At 69.6% G+C, this 14,946-nt stretch carries 19 protein-coding genes and 1 pseudogene; 13 read left to right on the top strand and 7 right to left on the bottom strand.

What is annotated here, in order from left to right; all coding sequences use genetic code 11:
* The 4 genes and pseudogenes from HOV91_RS26850 to HOV91_RS26835 all read left to right on the top strand — a co-directional run.
* Positions 1–239, top strand: a pseudogene (locus HOV91_RS26850) (hypothetical protein); the annotation flags it as partial.
* Positions 226–1,218: a DUF8176 domain-containing protein gene (locus HOV91_RS26845; protein WP_174188141.1), complete on the top strand. Its 993-nt coding sequence runs from the start codon at positions 226–228 to the stop codon at positions 1,216–1,218. The pseudogene HOV91_RS26850 and the gene HOV91_RS26845, both read left to right, overlap by 14 nt.
* A 28-nt stretch (positions 1,219–1,246) precedes the next feature.
* Positions 1,247–1,402, top strand: a complete 156-nt coding sequence (locus tag HOV91_RS26840) for a hypothetical protein (protein ID WP_174188140.1) — start codon at positions 1,247–1,249, stop codon at positions 1,400–1,402.
* Between the two features lie 55 nt (positions 1,403–1,457).
* Positions 1,458–2,396 (top strand): alpha/beta hydrolase, encoded by a 939-nt coding sequence (locus HOV91_RS26835; protein WP_174188139.1) that lies wholly within the window; start codon positions 1,458–1,460, stop codon positions 2,394–2,396.
* 133 nt (positions 2,397–2,529) lie between these two features.
* On the opposite strand, the gene HOV91_RS26830 is transcribed toward HOV91_RS26835, so the two are convergent.
* The gene (locus tag HOV91_RS26830) at positions 2,530–2,940 is read right to left on the bottom strand and encodes a nitroreductase family deazaflavin-dependent oxidoreductase (protein ID WP_174188138.1); all 411 of its coding nucleotides are present in this window, start codon (positions 2,938–2,940) and stop codon (positions 2,530–2,532) included.
* Positions 2,941–3,051: 111 nt separating this feature from the next.
* Here HOV91_RS26830 and HOV91_RS26825 point away from each other — a divergent pair, with 111 nt between their 5' ends.
* Both HOV91_RS26825 and HOV91_RS26820 read left to right on the top strand, forming a co-directional pair.
* A complete protein-coding gene (locus HOV91_RS26825) occupies positions 3,052–3,708 on the top strand; it encodes a response regulator transcription factor (RefSeq protein WP_174188137.1) in 657 nt (218 codons plus the stop codon).
* On the top strand, positions 3,705–4,868 hold the full coding sequence (locus HOV91_RS26820) for a sensor histidine kinase (RefSeq protein WP_174188136.1): 1,164 nt from the start codon (positions 3,705–3,707) through the stop codon (positions 4,866–4,868). The genes HOV91_RS26825 and HOV91_RS26820 overlap by 4 nt, the downstream gene beginning before the upstream one ends.
* A 51-nt stretch (positions 4,869–4,919) precedes the next feature.
* Here HOV91_RS26820 and HOV91_RS26815 read toward each other — a convergent pair whose 3' ends face one another.
* Positions 4,920–5,297, bottom strand: coding sequence for a hemophore-related protein (locus HOV91_RS26815; RefSeq protein WP_174188135.1), 378 nt, complete (start codon positions 5,295–5,297; stop codon positions 4,920–4,922).
* A gap of 169 nt (positions 5,298–5,466) precedes the next feature.
* Between HOV91_RS26815 and HOV91_RS26810 the strand changes: the two genes are divergently transcribed.
* Positions 5,467–6,276 carry a DUF1460 domain-containing protein gene (locus HOV91_RS26810; RefSeq protein WP_174188134.1) on the top strand — a complete coding sequence of 270 codons (810 nt, stop codon included), beginning with the start codon at positions 5,467–5,469 and terminating at the stop codon, positions 6,274–6,276.
* A gap of 24 nt (positions 6,277–6,300) precedes the next feature.
* On the opposite strand, the gene HOV91_RS26805 is transcribed toward HOV91_RS26810, so the two are convergent.
* On the bottom strand, positions 6,301–7,806 hold the full coding sequence (locus tag HOV91_RS26805; protein ID WP_174188133.1) for a flavin-containing monooxygenase: 1,506 nt from the start codon (positions 7,804–7,806) through the stop codon (positions 6,301–6,303).
* Positions 7,807–7,830: 24 nt separating this feature from the next.
* Here HOV91_RS26805 and HOV91_RS26800 point away from each other — a divergent pair, with 24 nt between their 5' ends.
* Both HOV91_RS26800 and HOV91_RS26795 read left to right on the top strand, forming a co-directional pair.
* Positions 7,831–8,892 (top strand): AraC family transcriptional regulator, encoded by a 1,062-nt coding sequence (locus HOV91_RS26800; RefSeq protein ID WP_246350912.1) that lies wholly within the window; start codon positions 7,831–7,833, stop codon positions 8,890–8,892.
* A gap of 156 nt (positions 8,893–9,048) precedes the next feature.
* Positions 9,049–10,992, top strand: a complete 1,944-nt coding sequence (locus tag HOV91_RS26795; RefSeq protein WP_174188132.1) for a UvrD-helicase domain-containing protein — start codon at positions 9,049–9,051, stop codon at positions 10,990–10,992.
* A gap of 13 nt (positions 10,993–11,005) precedes the next feature.
* Here HOV91_RS26795 and HOV91_RS26790 read toward each other — a convergent pair whose 3' ends face one another.
* A complete protein-coding gene (locus tag HOV91_RS26790; RefSeq protein WP_174188131.1) occupies positions 11,006–11,989 on the bottom strand; it encodes a sigma-70 family RNA polymerase sigma factor in 984 nt (327 codons plus the stop codon).
* Between the two features lie 155 nt (positions 11,990–12,144).
* Between HOV91_RS26790 and HOV91_RS26785 the strand changes: the two genes are divergently transcribed.
* The 3 genes from HOV91_RS26785 to HOV91_RS26775 all read left to right on the top strand — a co-directional run bounded on the left by HOV91_RS26785 (position 12,145) and on the right by HOV91_RS26775 (position 13,740).
* The gene (locus tag HOV91_RS26785) at positions 12,145–12,534 is read left to right on the top strand and encodes a PPOX class F420-dependent oxidoreductase (protein WP_174188130.1); all 390 of its coding nucleotides are present in this window, start codon (positions 12,145–12,147) and stop codon (positions 12,532–12,534) included.
* Between the two features lie 64 nt (positions 12,535–12,598).
* Complete coding sequence (locus HOV91_RS26780) at positions 12,599–12,973, top strand: hypothetical protein (protein WP_174188129.1); 375 nt, start codon at positions 12,599–12,601, stop codon at positions 12,971–12,973.
* A 38-nt stretch (positions 12,974–13,011) separates the two neighbouring features.
* On the top strand, positions 13,012–13,740 hold the full coding sequence (locus HOV91_RS26775; protein ID WP_174188128.1) for a VIT1/CCC1 transporter family protein: 729 nt from the start codon (positions 13,012–13,014) through the stop codon (positions 13,738–13,740).
* A gap of 89 nt (positions 13,741–13,829) precedes the next feature.
* On the opposite strand, the gene HOV91_RS26770 is transcribed toward HOV91_RS26775, so the two are convergent.
* From HOV91_RS26770 to HOV91_RS26760, 3 genes are read right to left on the bottom strand one after another with little or no spacing between them, the layout of a single operon-like run.
* Positions 13,830–14,003 (bottom strand): CsbD family protein, encoded by a 174-nt coding sequence (locus HOV91_RS26770; protein ID WP_174188127.1) that lies wholly within the window; start codon positions 14,001–14,003, stop codon positions 13,830–13,832.
* An 11-nt stretch (positions 14,004–14,014) separates the two neighbouring features.
* Entirely contained in the window at positions 14,015–14,170 is a 156-nt protein-coding gene (locus tag HOV91_RS26765; protein WP_174188126.1) for a DUF6131 family protein, read from the bottom strand.
* A gap of 22 nt (positions 14,171–14,192) precedes the next feature.
* Positions 14,193–14,627 (bottom strand): hypothetical protein, encoded by a 435-nt coding sequence (locus tag HOV91_RS26760; RefSeq protein ID WP_174188125.1) that lies wholly within the window; start codon positions 14,625–14,627, stop codon positions 14,193–14,195.
* 113 nt (positions 14,628–14,740) lie between these two features.
* On the opposite strand from HOV91_RS26760, the gene HOV91_RS26755 reads away from it, so the two are divergent.
* Positions 14,741–14,935 carry a heavy-metal-associated domain-containing protein gene (locus HOV91_RS26755; protein WP_043720958.1) on the top strand — a complete coding sequence of 65 codons (195 nt, stop codon included), beginning with the start codon at positions 14,741–14,743 and terminating at the stop codon, positions 14,933–14,935.
* Positions 14,936–14,946: the final 11 nt, after the last annotated feature.

The following is a 14,946-nucleotide window of genomic DNA, read 5'->3' as shown; positions in this document are numbered from 1 at the left end:
GGCCCGCCCCCGGCACCGCGCCGTTCGCCGCCGACCCCACGCCACCGGCGCCCGCGAGCCGCCCCGACCACCCCGGCCAGCCGGGACACAGTGGCGGCATGGTGCTGCCGCCCGCTCCGCCGCCCGGCGGCAACGACCACGAGCACAAGCCGCGCGACGGACAGCTCGGCGTGACCATCCCGTCCGCTGTGACAGCGGTCGTACCGGTGTTGGGCGAATTCGACGATGACACCCCCTGACCGGGAAAATCCCAGTCAGGGCGCGAGCCAGAGCAATCCGTTCGACACGGGCCTGCCGATGCTGCGCATTCCCGCGGGCAAGCCGTCCAAGCGACGTCGTTCGCCCGGCCGCCGCAAGCAGGTTCGCCGCCGCGAGCCGGAGTACGAGGCCGCCGCGCCGCCGCGCCAGCAGGAGCGGCCGAGTACCCGGCCGCAGTTCGGCGAGTGGGAACAATGGCTCGATCCCGCGCCCCCGGCGGAGCGAGCGCCGCGCCCGCAGGCCGCGCAGCAGCGCAGTGCGCCCGCCGCCCCGGAACCGCCCAAGGCCGAGGACGGCCGGGCCGAAGCGCCCGCCATAGTCAACCGATCCGGCCGCCATCCCGGCACGCCGGTGCGCCATCCCCGGCGCACGGATCAACAGCGTGGCAACCGCTCCCTGACCGTGTTGATCGTGCTCGCCATCGTGGTCGCCACCGTCTCGATCGGCCTGGCCATGATCTACGGTTCCGGTGCGAATTCGCGGAAAACGGCCGCCACCTCCCCCGCACGCGCGGCCGGACCCGCCGCGCCCACGTCGACGTCCACGTCCCGGGTCAAGCCACCGTGGGCCATCGCGACGCCGGGGTGTGAGCAGAAACGCACGGCCGAAGTCATTTCCGGCACCGATCCGGGTGGCACCGGCAGCGGCCCCGACGCCATCTTCGCTTTCGAGTACGCCTATTACGCCGAACGGTCGGGGTACCGTGCCCGCGCGGTGGTCGCCCCGGATGCCGCGGTGTCGCCCGCCGATCAGATCCAGCGCGGTATCAACCAGGTGCCGGTGGGCACCAGGTACTGCGTCCAGATCTCCCGTGCCGGTGACGGGCCCGACGGCCAAGCGCGGTGGGAAGTCCGGTTGACGCAGCAGTTTCCCGACGAGGAGCCGAACACCTTCACGCAGTTCATCACGACCCGGACCGGTACGGACCAAACGCTGATCACCGGGATCACCGCAGGCTGATTCACTCGGCGCGGCCCGAGGTTCGGCCATGCTGCTCGCGCTGCCGACGCGGCGCACCGCCGCCGAGCCGGGACACCACGTCGTGCCCGGCGCTCGCGGCACAGCGACGGATCGGCGCGACATTCGCGGCGTGCGCCGGATTTATTTGCGAACAACGCTATTCACAGACAGCTCCATGCTCTAGATTCACCTGCGGGAGTGAATATTTCGACAGAACCGCAGAGCGAAAGGTTCGATCGTTGCGTCGCCTGAGCCGGATTGCCCTCGCCATCGCCACCGTCATCGCGGGCCTTACCGTGCCCTTCCTGTCCGTGCAGCCCGCCCAAGCCGCGCCCACGGTGCGCTGGGAGACCCGGGTCAGCGACCGGATCCTCGACATCGGGCTCTCCTCGCCCCACCTCGAAGGCCCGGATTGGTCGGTCAAGGTGGTCCGGCTGCTGCTCCCGCCGGGTTGGTCCAAGGACGCCGCCCGCACCTGGCCCACCGTGTGGGTGCTGCACGGCGGCTTCGACGACCACAAGTCCTGGACCGACAAAGGCGATCTCGAGGCGCTCACCGCGGGCAAGGAGGCGATCTTCGTCCTGCCCGAAACCAGCTGGTGCAGCGCCTATTCCAATTGGTACAACGACGATCGCGGCGGCCCGCCTGCCTGGGAGACCTACCTCCTCGACGACGTGCGCACCCTGCTGGAATCGGGCTACCGCGCCAATACGACCCGCGCCGTCGCCGGTAACTCGATGGGCGGCCTCGGCGCCATGAAATTCGCCGCGGCGCATCAGGGTTTGTTCAACTCGGCCGCTTCCTTCAGCGGCAACGTCGACCCGCTGCACGACTCCGGCGCCCCCGGCGAACCCGACAAGCCCGGCCGGGGCTGCGCCGCCGACTGGAAGCGGGTCTGGGGGGACTATGCCGTCCGCCGCGATATCTGGGTCGCCAACAACCCCTACAGCCGGGCCGCCGACCTCACCGGCATCCCGCTGTTCGTCTCCTACGGCAAGGGCGATCCCGTGGAGTCCGCCGCCTACGAACAGAACTTCCGCTTCGTGGACCGTCTGCAACAGCTCGGGGCGCGGGTGGACGAACGGTACGTCCCCGACCAGGGCCACAACTGGGACGCCTGGAAGATCCAGATGCGTGCCGCCCTCCCCATGCTGCTGTCCTCGGTGGGCGCGGCCTGATCGACCGGCGAATGCGGGCCGGTGCATCCTCGCGGAGCCGAAACGCGAGAACGCCGAGTCGTCGACGTCGACGGCCGCGATCCGTGCGCGCCGCTTCCGCGCGACAGACGGGGAACGACGTTCGCCCCCGGGTTCAGCTCGGCGTCAGCTTGACCACCGGGATCACCCGGTCGGTCTTCTCCTGGTACTCGGCGAAGCCGGGCATGACCTCGACCATCGCGGCGTAGAGGCGATCGCGTTCCGGGCCCTCGGTGACGGGGGTGGCCGTCGCGTGCAGCGTTTCGGTGCCGATCTCGAGGGTGACCGTGGGATTGACGCGCACGTTGTGGAACCAGTCGGGGTGGGTGGGAGCGCCCGCTTTCGAGGCGACCACCACGATGTCCCCGCCGTCGCGGATGAAGGCGAGCGGATTGGTGCGCGGCAGACCGGATTTGGCGCCGATGGTGGTGAGCAGCAGCAGTTCGCGGCCTGCGAAGGGTCCGCCGACCTTGCCTTCGTTGGCGCGGAATTCTTCGATGATCTGGGCGTTCCAGTCGCCTGCCATGGGTGTCTCTCCTGGGAGTCGGGTAGGCCGGGTCGTGCGCGAGCCTACCCAGACCCGCCGGAACAGCTGAACTAACAGCCGCCCAACAGCGGAAAAGGGCACGATGGCGGGGTGCGGGTGCTTGTTGTCGAGGACGAGAAGTTGCTGGCCGACGCGATCGCCGACGGGTTGCGGCGGCACGCCATGGCGGTCGACGTGGTGTACGACGGCGGCGCGGCGCTGGAGCGCGCAGGCGTCAACGATTACGACGTGGTGGTGCTCGACCGAGATCTGCCGGGCGTCCCCGGCGACGCGGTGTGCGCCACACTGGTCCGGTCCGATGGCGCCGCTCGGATCTTGATGCTGACGGCCGCGAGCGCCGTGGCCGAGCGGGTGGCGGGTCTGGGGCTGGGCGCGGACGACTATCTGACGAAACCGTTCGCGTTCGCCGAGCTGGTCGCCCGGATCCAGGCACTCGGGCGCCGCGCGCGCAGCGCCGCTCCCCCGGTGCTGGAACGGTCCGGCATCCGGCTGGACCCGCACCGTTTCGCCGTGACCAGAGACGGCCACCCGGTGCCGCTGTCGCGCAAGGAGTTCGCGGTGCTCGCCGAACTGCTGCGGGCGGACGGCGGCGTGGTCTCGGCCGAGCACCTGCTGGAGAAGGCATGGGACGAACACATCGACCCGTTCACCGGCGTGGTGCGGTACACGATCATGAACGTGCGGCGGAAGCTGGGCGATCCGCCGGTGATCGAGACCGAGCCCGGCGTCGGATACCGGATCCGATGAGCGGGCGCACGATCCGGCTGCGGCTCACGCTGCTGTACGCGACGGCGTTCTTCCTGGCCGGCGCGGTGCTGATCACCTTGATGTACTTCTATCTGAACCAGTTCTTGGAGCGACGGCCCGGTGTCGGCGCGCAGCAAGTGGTGCGTGAATATCTCATCGACCGTGCGGAACGGAACCGAACTCCGGTCTCCACCGAGTTGTACAAGGCGCTGACCGAGCAAGCCCAGCGGAATCGGCGCGACACCTTGCGCGCCATGCTGATGTGGTCGCTGGTATCCCTCGGTGCCGTCGGCATCGCCGCGGGCGGGTTCGGCTGGTTGATGGCCGGACGGGCGCTGCATCCCCTGCAACGGATCACCGCGACCGCACGACGGGTGGCCGATACCAGCCTGCACGAGCGCATCGCCCTCGACGGTCCGCAGGACGAGATCAAAGATCTGGCCGATACTTTCGACGCGATGCTGGAACGCCTGGACCGGGCGTTCGACGGCCAGCGCCGGTTCGTCGCCAACGCTTCGCACGAGTTGCGCACCCCGCTCACGATCAATCGAACGTTGATCGAAGTGGCGCTGGAAGACCCGGACGTGCCGGAGTCCACCCGCAGGCTCGGCGCGACGCTGCTCGAGGTCAACCTTCGCCACGAACGGCTGATCGACGGCCTCTTGGTGCTGGCCACCAGCGAACAGCGGCTGACCGAACACCACCGCACCGACCTCGCCGACATCGCGGCCCACGCGCTCGGGACTCCCGCCGACCGGCCGGGCGCGCGGATCACCGCGGACCTCGAAACCGCAGCGGTCGTCGGGGATCGGCTGCTCCTGGAACGCCTCGTCCACAATCTGCTCGACAATGCGGTGCGCTACAACCTGCCCGAGGACGGATGGGTGACGATCCGGTCCAGGACCATCGGCGGGCGCGCCCTGCTCACGGTGGAGAACAGCGGCCCACCGGTTCCGGCGTTCGAAGTCGACGGTCTCTTCGAACCATTTCGCAGACTGGCTTCCTCCCAGCGTCTGGCCGACTCCGCAGGCCGCGGGGCGGGACTCGGTTTGTCGATCGTGCGCTCGGTAGCTCAGGCCCACGGCGGCGCGGTCCGCGCGGCGGCGCGCCCGGACGGCGGGCTCGCGGTTACCGTCGATCTCCCCCAGGCCGGGAGGTAGCGGGCCACCTGGTGCGGTGCGGGCGAGTCCGACACCTCGCCCGCACCGTGCTCAGTAGTTGTGGCAGGTGTCGGCGAGAACGCGCAGTTTCTCGCGGCGCTCCTGCGCCTGCGGCGAATCGCGCCGCTCCTCGAATTTGCCCCTCGCCTCCGGGTGCTTGTCCAGGAACTCCTTGGCGCGCTGCTTGCGCTGGTCGACCGGCAGGGCGAGGAATTCCGCGAGCCTGGCCTTGTGTTCGGGGTGGGCGTCGAGCTTGGCGGCGAGCTCCGGGAACTGAGCGTGGACGGCGGCATCGATCTGCGCGAAGCTGCACGTCGTCTCGAGCAACCCGCCCGGACCCGGCTGCGCGGAGGCGGTCGCCGGAACGAGCAGCGCACCCGCGGCGATCAGACCGCCGAGCGCGACGGTGACTCGAACGATTCTCGTCATGTCGGATATCCCTTTCGGTTGGACGTCCGGGCCACGGCGACGTGACCCGGCGTTCAGTCCATCAGGCAAGGTGTTTGGACGGCGCTAGGTCATCGTGGGCCGCGGCTGCCCGCCGCCCGCTACCGTGGGTGTCGCTGTCGTGTACCGATCACCCCCTGCTGGAGGCGTCTTGCGCACCATCGTTCGCGTACTGCTCGTCCTGGCGGCCTTCGTCTGCGCCGCGTCGATCCCGCCCGCGGCGCTCGGCGCGCCGCAAGCCGCGCGGCTCGACGACGCCACCGCGCGCAAGCTCGACGAATTGCTGTCGTTGCGCGCTCAGGCGCCCGCCTCGGCGAGCAAGGGGGAGTTGATCGAGCTGCTGTCGCGGCCGTTCCTCGGTACGCCGTACGGCGCGAACATGCTCGTCGGGTCGGCGACCGAGCCCGAACAGCTGGTCGTCGACTTCCGCCGGGTGGACTGCTTCACCTATCTCGACTATGTCGAGGCGCTCACCAGATCCACCGATCGGGACCAGTTCACGAGGAACCTGATCGAAACTCGCTATGCCGGTGGTCGAGTCGATTTCCGCCAGCGCAAACATTTCTTCAGCGATTGGTCCCACACCTCCCCGGTCGCGGCCACCGACATCACGGCCACCTCCAGCCCCGCGGCGGTGACGGTCGGCAAGCACCTGAACGCGAAAGCCGACGGCGGTAACCATCTGCCCGGATTGCCCGTGGTGGATCGCGCCATCACCTATGTGCCCAGCGCCGCTGTCGACCAGGACGTGGTGAGCAGGCTGCGCACCGGCGACTACATCGGCGCCTACGCCGACCAGCCTGGCCTGGACGTCACCCACGTCGGCATCTTCGTCATGACCCCCGCGGGCCCGGTCTTCCGCAACGCGTCCTCGCTCGCGGGCACCAATAAGGTGGTGGACTCGCCCTTCATCGAGTACGTCCGGTCCACGCCGGGCATCGTCGTCCTGCGCGCGCAGTAGCTCGCGCCGGGGCCACCCGCCGCGCTAGGTGACAGGGAGAGGCTGTCGCACCGCCGATTTCGGCGTCGCGGTGAGCGTCTTGTCCAAATCCGTGCGCAGCGTCGTCGCCGAGTCGAGCAGGTAGTTCTGGCGCACCTTCCACGGATGACGATCGCCCTGCCGCGGGAAGTCGCCGATGGAGCGCTGGATGTACCCGGAGGCCAGATCCAGCAGCGGACGCTCGGCGAGCTCGCCCTGCGGCCGCGGCACCACGGCGGCGTAGCCCTTGCGGTCCATGTGGTTGAGCACCTTGCAGATCAGCCGGGAGGTGAGGTCGGCGCGCAATGTCCAGGACGCGTTGGTGTACCCGATGCACACGGCGAAGTTGGGCACGCCGGTGATCATGGTCCCCTGCCAGACGAATTGCTCGGACAACTCGACCCGCGCGCCGTCGACGCTGGGCGTGATACCGCCGAAGGCCAGCAGCTTCAACCCGGTCGCGGTGATCACGATGTCCGCCTCCAGCACGCGGCCCGACCGCAGCCGGATGCCCTCCGGAACGAAGGTGTCGATGTGGTCGGTGACGACCTCGGCCTTGCCCTTCTTCATCGCCTTGAAGAAGTCCGCGTCCGGGACCGCGCACAGCCGCTGGTCCCACGGGTTGTAGCTGGGCGTGAAGTGCTCCGCGACGATCTTGTCGTCCTTCAGGATGCGCGTGGTCAGGCCGGTGAGCAGCTTGCGCGCCGCTTCCGGACGCCGTCGGCAGTACTGGTAGAAGCCGATGCCGAACAGGATGTTCTTGGTGCGGATCACCCGGTGCGCCAGCCGCGGCGGCAGCAGTTCCCGGATTCTGTCGGCCAATTTGTCCCGGCCGGGGACGGCGCTGATCCAGGTCGGGGTGCGCTGCAGCATCGTCACCGATCGCGCCTGCCGCGCCATGGCCGGAACCAGCGTGACGGCGGTGGCGCCGCTGCCGATCACGACGACGCGCTTGTCGCGATAGTTGAAGTCCTCGGGCCAGAATTGCGGGTGCACCACTTCGCCGGTGAAGGATGAGATGCCGGGGAACTCCGGCGTGTACGGCTGCTCGTAGTCGTAGTACCCGGCGCAGGCGTAGAGGAAGCCGCAGGTGAGCGTGCGCGTCTGGACGCCGCCCGCCGCGTCGCGCTGCTCGAGCGTCAAGGTCCAGCGTGCGGCGCCGCTGTCCCAGTCGGCGGCGACCACCTTGGTGCGGTAGCGGATGTGCCGGTCGATGCCGTGCTCGGTCGCGGTCTCGGTGATGTAGCGCAGGATCGACGGCCCGTCCGCGATCGACTCGGCGTCGCGCCACGGCTTGAACGGGTAGCCGAGGGTGAACATGTCGGAGTCCGAGCGAATGCCCGGGTAGCGGAACAGATCCCAGGTGCCGCCCAACGCGTCGCGGGCCTCCAGGACGGCATAGGTCTTGGCACGGCACTCGGTCTGCAGCCGGTAGGCCGCGCCGATGCCGGACAGTCCGGCGCCGACGATCACGACATCGAGGTGTTCCGGTGCAACGGCGGTCTCGGTCATGTCTCCAGTGTGCGAGCCGGGCGGATGGCTTCCTTGACTTTGCGCGACAAGTATTTGATTCTCGACGACATGTCGGTGATCCGGTCCGCGGGACTGCGCGGGTTCCGCGCCACCGTGGCCGAGCTGGGCGGGGACGCCGAGGCGCTGGCCACGGCGTGCGGCCTGCCGGTGGCCGCCCTGGACGCCGACGACCTGCTCGTGCCCGACGATCGGGTGGCGGGCGTGCTGGAACTGGCCGCGCATCAGCTGCGCTGCCCCGATCTGGGCCTGCGCATCTCTCTGCGGCAGGACCTGGACATGCTCGGCCCGCTGGCGCTGGCCATCCGGAATTCGCCCTCCCTGGCCGACGTGCTCGAATGCTCGGCGCGGTATCTGTTCCTGCACGCGCGGTCGCTCAGCCTGACGCTGGAGCCGGACCCGTACGGCGATCGCGGCGTGATCGCGCTGCGGTACGGGGTGCAGGCGGGCCTTGCCACGCCCGTGCAGGGCACCGATCTGGGGCTGGCGTTCGTGCATCGGACCATCCAGCGTCTGGTGGACGACCGCTACGGCTTGCGCTCGGTCGAGCTGCCCTACCGGCCTGCGGCCCCGATCGCCGACTACGAGGAGTTCTTCGGCGCCCCGGTGCGCGTCGAGCGGCCGTTCGCGGCGCTGCGGGTGCCGGGCAGCCTGGCGAGCAGGCCGCTGACCGGCGGCGACGAGAACCTGCACCGGCTGGCCATGGCATTCCTCGCCGAACAGTCCGGTGGCGCGGACGCGGCGATCGCCCCCAAGGTGCGTGCCGCCGTCCGGCAGCTGCTCGGCACGTCCGCGCCCGAGATCGGCGCTGTGGCACGGCTGCTCACCGTGCACCCGCGCACGCTGCAACGACGCCTCGCGGCCGAGCGCACCTCGTTCGCCGCGATCCTGGACGAGGTCCGCCGCGACGCGGCGCGCCGGTATCTGACCACGACGGATATGCCGATGAGTCAGGTCGCCTCGCTGATCGGGCTGGCGGAGCAGGCGACGTTCACCCGCTGCGCCCGAAGGTGGTGGGGCACAACGCCTACCGCACTGCGGCGCGCCGGTTCGCACGGAAGAACATAGTCGCACAACACTTTCGGGTGACGAGTCGGCAACGGTCCGGTGTCCGAATCGCCCGTTTCGGTAACGGTTCCAGGCGAAAGCGTTCGGCCCATTCCCTCCTCGACGCCAGGTCTTTACCGTCGAAGACGGGGTAGGTGTGCACCGGAAGGGGGACCCATGAGCACCGACATCTGGCTCGGCCGGGTCGCGGACACGCTGGCCCGTATCCCCGGCTTCACGTCGCACCAGGGGGCATTCCTCGCCGACGCGCTCGCGCGACCGGGGCGGTACCTGCTCGTGCACCGGGATGCGGGCCGCGCGCCCGCCGACCACGCGCACGCGCTGCTGGTCTGCGGCACCGGGCTTTTCGCGTTGCGCTTCGCCGATGACGTGCCCGCCGAACTCGACGGCATGCGTCGCGACGTGGAAACGAGATTCGGCAAGTTGCAGTTCGGGCGGGAGAAGGTGGTCGCCCACGACGTGCAGATCGTCCTGCTCGTCCCCGCCGGAGCGGACCTGCGCGAGGACGGTCGCTTCGCCGTCGCCGGACCCGGCGAGCTCGATCGAGTGATCCGCGACCGCGAGCGCCTGCTGCGCCCGAGCCGGGTACAGGCGATCGCGAACACGATCGCGCACCAGTCCGCGCGTGACTACGACCTGCTGGACGTCGAAGAGGACGCTCCACCGGATCCCGCCCTGCTGGAGCGGGCGGACGTGCTCGCTCCGCAGCGGGACACGGCGCTGCGGATGCCGTTCCAGCACTGGATGACCTTCCTGGATCCCGAACAGGAAATCCTGGTCACCCGCACCTACACCGGCCCGGCCCGGCTGGCCGGGCCTGCCGGCACCGGCAAGACGGTCGTGGCCCTGCACCGGATGGCCAGGCAGGCCAAGCGATCCACCGGGCGTCAGCTGTACACGACGTTCGTCAAGACCCTCGCGAACTGCCAAGAGACCTACTTCCGACGGCTCGCGCCCGGGACCGAGGGCCGGGTGCAGTTCGCCGGACTGCATTCCTGGGCGCTGGATTTCCTCGGTCAGCGCATCGCGGTGCCCCGGCTCGATCCGCGTGGCGCCGATCAGGTCTTCGGCCGCGTCTGGGCGAACGCGCGAACGGACTTCGAGGACATCGAGCCGCACGAGAGCTACTGGCGGGAGGAGATCGACCGGGTCATCAAGGGGCGGGAGATCGATGATCTCGACGTCTACCAGCGCACCGAGCGCTTCGGACGCGACGGCATCCGCCTCGACGGCGACCAGCGCGCCGAGGTATGGCACAAGCTCTACATCCCCTACGTGAGCGAGATGCGCCGACGCGGCATCTCCGACTACAGCGACGTGATCGCCGTCGCGCTGGCCGAGATCCGCAACGAACCACTGGGCGAACCGTACGACGTGGTCGTCGTCGACGAGGTGCAGGACATGACGCTGGCCGGGCTGCGGCTGGCCCACGCCATCGCCGGGGGCAACGGATCGAGTCCGCTTCTGCTGCTCGGCGACGGGCAGCAGCAGGTGTACGCGGGCGGCTGGCGGATGGCCGACGCCGGCATCAACCTGCGGGGGCGCGGCGAGATCCTGCGGGTGAACTACCGCAATCGCCGCCGGATCTGGGAGAACGCGGCGGGCATCGACGCGGTGAACGCGCTGGGCGATTTCGACGACGCGCCCGGTGTGCTGTTGCGCGACGCCGACGTCGCCCTGCCCGACGGCCTGGTGCACGTCTGGCGTGGACCCGACCAGTACCTGGAGGCCGCGCTGGTGCACGGCATCCGCGAGTGCGGGAAACCGCTGTCGGACATCGCCGTGCTGACCAGGACGCGCCAGGAGACCGATCGGCTGGCCGGGGCGCTCGACGCCGTCGGCATCGCGACGCTGCGTCTCGAGGAGTACGACGGGACACCGCGGGCCGCGGTCAAGATCGGCACGGTCCACCGTGCCAAGGGCCTCGACTTCGCCGCCGTCTTCCACCCGGGCTGGTCGGGCGGCGCACGGCCCCGCACCGGCGCGAGCCGCGAGCGAGCCGAACTCGCCGACCGCCAGAAGCTCGTCGCGATCACCAGGGCGCGCGACTACGCGTGGATCGGTATCCGAGACGACCGTCCCGGCGCCGACCGGGGTTAGCGGGTCGCCGCCGTCACCCCAGGGTCGGGGGGAACCCGAAGGCCGGGACCAGGCCCGGGTCGCCGAACGCGGTGATGCGGATGATCGAGTCCTTCGTCGTGGTGAGCACCGCGACGCCGAAAGCCCGGTAGCCGCAACCGTTTTCCTGGCGATAGGCCACCGCGGCCAGTTGTCCGTTGGCCGCGGCGGGGAACAGCAGCCACTCGCCCGGGGCGCCGAGGACCTGCCGGGCCAGGTAGTCGACGCACGTTCGTTTGCCCGCGAACCAGGTGCCCGACGGTGGCATCTCCAGGACGGCGTCACGGTGCAGCAGTCGTTCCAGTGCCGCGGGATCGGCACGGCGGAACGCGATCAGGTACTCCTCGAGCAGCGCGCGTTGTCCCGGATCGCTCGGCGGCACCGCCTGCTCGGCAGCCGTCGCGACCTCGGCGAGCCGGGCCCTGGCGCGCTGCAAGGTGCTCTTCACCGCCGCGGTGCTGGTGTCGAGCAGATCGGCGACCTCGGCAGCGGGCATGCCGAGGACGTCGCGCAGCAGCAGCACGGCACGCTGCCTGCCGTTGAGGTGTTGCAGGCAGGCGATGAGCGCCAGACGCAGGCTGTCGCGAGCCACGGCCACCCCGGCCGGGTCCGCGGACTCCGGCGTCACCAAGGTGTCCGGCAGCGGCTGGAGCCACCGGACCTCCGCGGCGACCGCCACCGGCGGCGCGGACGGGTCCGCGCCCGGTGCGCCGAGACCGGACGGCAGCACCCGCCGCCCGTGGTGCCCGAGCGCGGTCAGGCACACGTTCGTCGCGATCCGGTACAGCCAGGTCCGCATCGAGGAGCGTCCCTCGAAGGTGTCGAAGGACCGCCAAGCTCGCAGGTAGGTCTCCTGCACCAGGTCTTCGGCGTCGTGGATCGAGCCGAGCATGCGGTAGCAGTGCGCCAGCAGTTCCCGGCGATACGGCTGGGTGCGGCGGGTGAATTCGGCGTCGGGCAGTGCGCTGGTCGAGGTCATCCGCTGGTCCTTTCCCGGTTCACGGAGCGTGAGCCGTCACAGATGAGACCGAGCGAGACGCGAAAAAGAATCGCGGGCCCCGATTCCTCTGGCTGCCGACGGAGGTCCGCACAACGGGGATCACCGTGATTCCCGCATCGACCGAGGAGAATCCCATGCCACTCGACGACACCGTGCGCACCCTGATCGACGGCCCCCACGCCGCCGTCCTGGCCACCGCGAACGCGGACGGCCGCCCGCAGTCCTCGGTGATCTTCGTCGACCACGACGGCGACACCCTGGTGTTCAGCACGATCGAGGGACGGCTGAAAACCCGCAATATGCGGCGCGATCCCCGCGTGAGCCTGCTGGTGCTCAGCCGCGCCGACGGCCGGTACGTGGAGGTGCGCGGCCGGGTCGAGATCACCGACGACCCGGACAAGACCCTGCACGCCGCGATGTACGCCAAGTACATGGGTGGCGCGACGCCGCCACCGGAACCCGAGGCGCGACGGCTGATCGTGCGGATCACGCCGGAGCGCCTCTACGTCTTCCCGCCCGCTTGAATCGCCACTGGGAAGGGACGATTCGGCCGCTAGACTCTCCGGGATCGACTGGGAAGGGGGCCGCATGGACGCGGTTATCAAGGAGGTCGCCGAGGAGGGCAAGCGGCTGATCGACCGGGCCTGGCTCGGCGAACTCAGCCGCGACCAAGCGGTGCACATGTTCGTCCAGGTCGGCGACGGTATGGTGCGCTACGAGACGGCGCTGACCATCATCGACGACGGGGTGCAACGGCTGACCGCCAACGCCAGGCGGCTGCGCGTCCTGCGCTGGTGCGCGATGCTGGAGTTCCCCGTGTTCGGCGCCTTCGCGGTGCTGGCGGTATTGCTCGGGGACTACACCACCGCCGCGCTCTCGATCCTGTTCCTGCTGATCCTGCAGATCATCCACCGCACGATGCTTCCGCATCCCCTCGCGGTTCCGCGCCAGCCCCGCGATTAGTTCCCGGCCACGCGCGCGGTGGTGATTAGGGTGCGTGCATGGCTCGCACCACCAGTGCCTCCGGCGCGCACCCGCACGAACCGCACGGCGACAGTTTCGCCGCCAAGCTCAATTGGCTGCGCGCGGGCGTGCTCGGCGCGAACGACGGCATCGTGTCCACGGCGGGGCTGGTCGTCGGCGTCGCGGCGGCGACAACCGACACCGCGGCATTGTTCACCGCGGGCATCGCGGGTATTTCGGCGGGCGCGATCTCGATGGCGGTGGGCGAATACGTGTCGGTCAGCACCCAGCGCGATTCGGAGCGGGCCCTGCTGGCGAAAGAACGCCGGGAGTTGCGCGACGAGCCGGACTACGAGCTGGCCGAACTCGCGGCGATCTACCGGGCGAAAGGGTTGACGCCGGAAACGGCGCGCAAGGTCGCCGAGGAACTCACCGCGCACGACGCGTTCACCGCGCACGCGGAGGCCGAACTCGGCCTGAACCCCGCCGAGCTGACCAATCCCTGGCAGGCGGCGTTGTCCTCGGCGGTGGCCTTCACGCTCGGCGCGCTGCTGCCGTTGCTGGCGATCCTGTCGCCGCCGGTCACCGCGCGCATTCCGGTGACCTTCGCGGCCGTGCTGGCGGCGCTCGCGCTCACCGGGTCGGTCAGCGCCCGGCTGGGCGGAAGCTCCCGTGGCCGAGCGGTGCTGCGGGTGGTGCTCGGCGGTGCGCTGGCCATGGCCGTCACCTACGGCATCGGGCAGCTCGCCGACGTCGCCGGAATCTGACGTCGCCGGGATGCGACGCGTTCCCTGCACACGCCGATGCCGGGCGGAGACCGAGGTCTCCGCCCGGCACCTGGTCGCCGGTTGTACGGTCAGCGCTTGAACGCGTCCCGCAGTTTGTCCGCGGCCCGCTTGACGTTGCCGCGAGCCTGGTCACGCCGTCCCTCGGTTTCCAGCCGGGAGTTTCCGGTCGCTTTGCCGAGGAATTTCTTCATGCTGCCCCTGGTCGCTTGCACTTGGTGCGCGAGGCGATCTTCGAACTTCATGCCGAATTCCTCTAGTAATACCAGCGGCGGCCGCCCACCGGACGGCCCACCGAGCCGGCCACCAGCAGTACGAGCCCGATGATCAGCACGATGATGCCCGCGGTGGTGAGCAGTGAAATTCCGAGCAGCCAGCCCAGAACCAGGAGGATGAGGCCGAGAACAATCATTGTCGTATTCCTTTTCTCTCAACTATTTCGCGGTCACGGGTTTCGAGGTCGAGACCGTCGCGCCGCGATCGGTTCGGGCGCCACCCGAACCGGGTGTGCGCAGCCACCGCCGCCAGGCCGGCTCCCCGGCAACGCCCTTGGGGGCGGAGTTGTCCGACGCCAGATCACGCCGTACCGCCGCCATCTCGCGACGCGACCGCGCGAGCTCCCGGCGTGCGGCCACGCCGCGGCGAGTCACCCGCCAAGCGCCCGATAGGACGAGCGCCAGTCCGAACATCCCGATCGCCCCGAGCGCGACGCCGTAGCCGAACAGCGCGCCGGTGGAGCCGTGGAAGTGATAGTCGAATACCGCGAAATCGCTCGTCAGTTGCTGAGCGGGGCCGGTGTTGCCGACCACGGCCGCAACTCCGATAATCACGGCCGCGATCAAGGCGACGAGCCCGATGATGATGATCATGGCAATCCCTGGGGGGTCGAGTCGTATGACAACTCCGCTATTCCCGGGGTCCGGGCGGTCAAACGCGGCGAAAAGGAAAGTTTGAGCGGGGCGAATCGGTCAATGCGAAATGCATGACTTACACAGTTACGCTGCACAACGTCACCCGCGAGTCCGCGTCGGCGATCGAATCCGCGCTGCGCGGCGTCAACGGCATCGACTCCGTCGACATCGACGTGCCCTCCGAGCGCGCCTTGGTGAACTCCACGACGCTGACCTACGGCGAGGTCCTGGACGCGATCAGGCAGACCGGAGCTTCCGCCTCCTGATCGGAGCGTCC

The organism is Nocardia barduliensis (assembly GCF_013315795.1).
Lineage (GTDB): Bacteria > Actinomycetota > Actinomycetes > Mycobacteriales > Mycobacteriaceae > Nocardia > Nocardia barduliensis.
The sequence above is the reverse complement of the archived record's forward strand: the minus strand, read 5'-3'. Positions and strand labels throughout refer to the sequence as shown.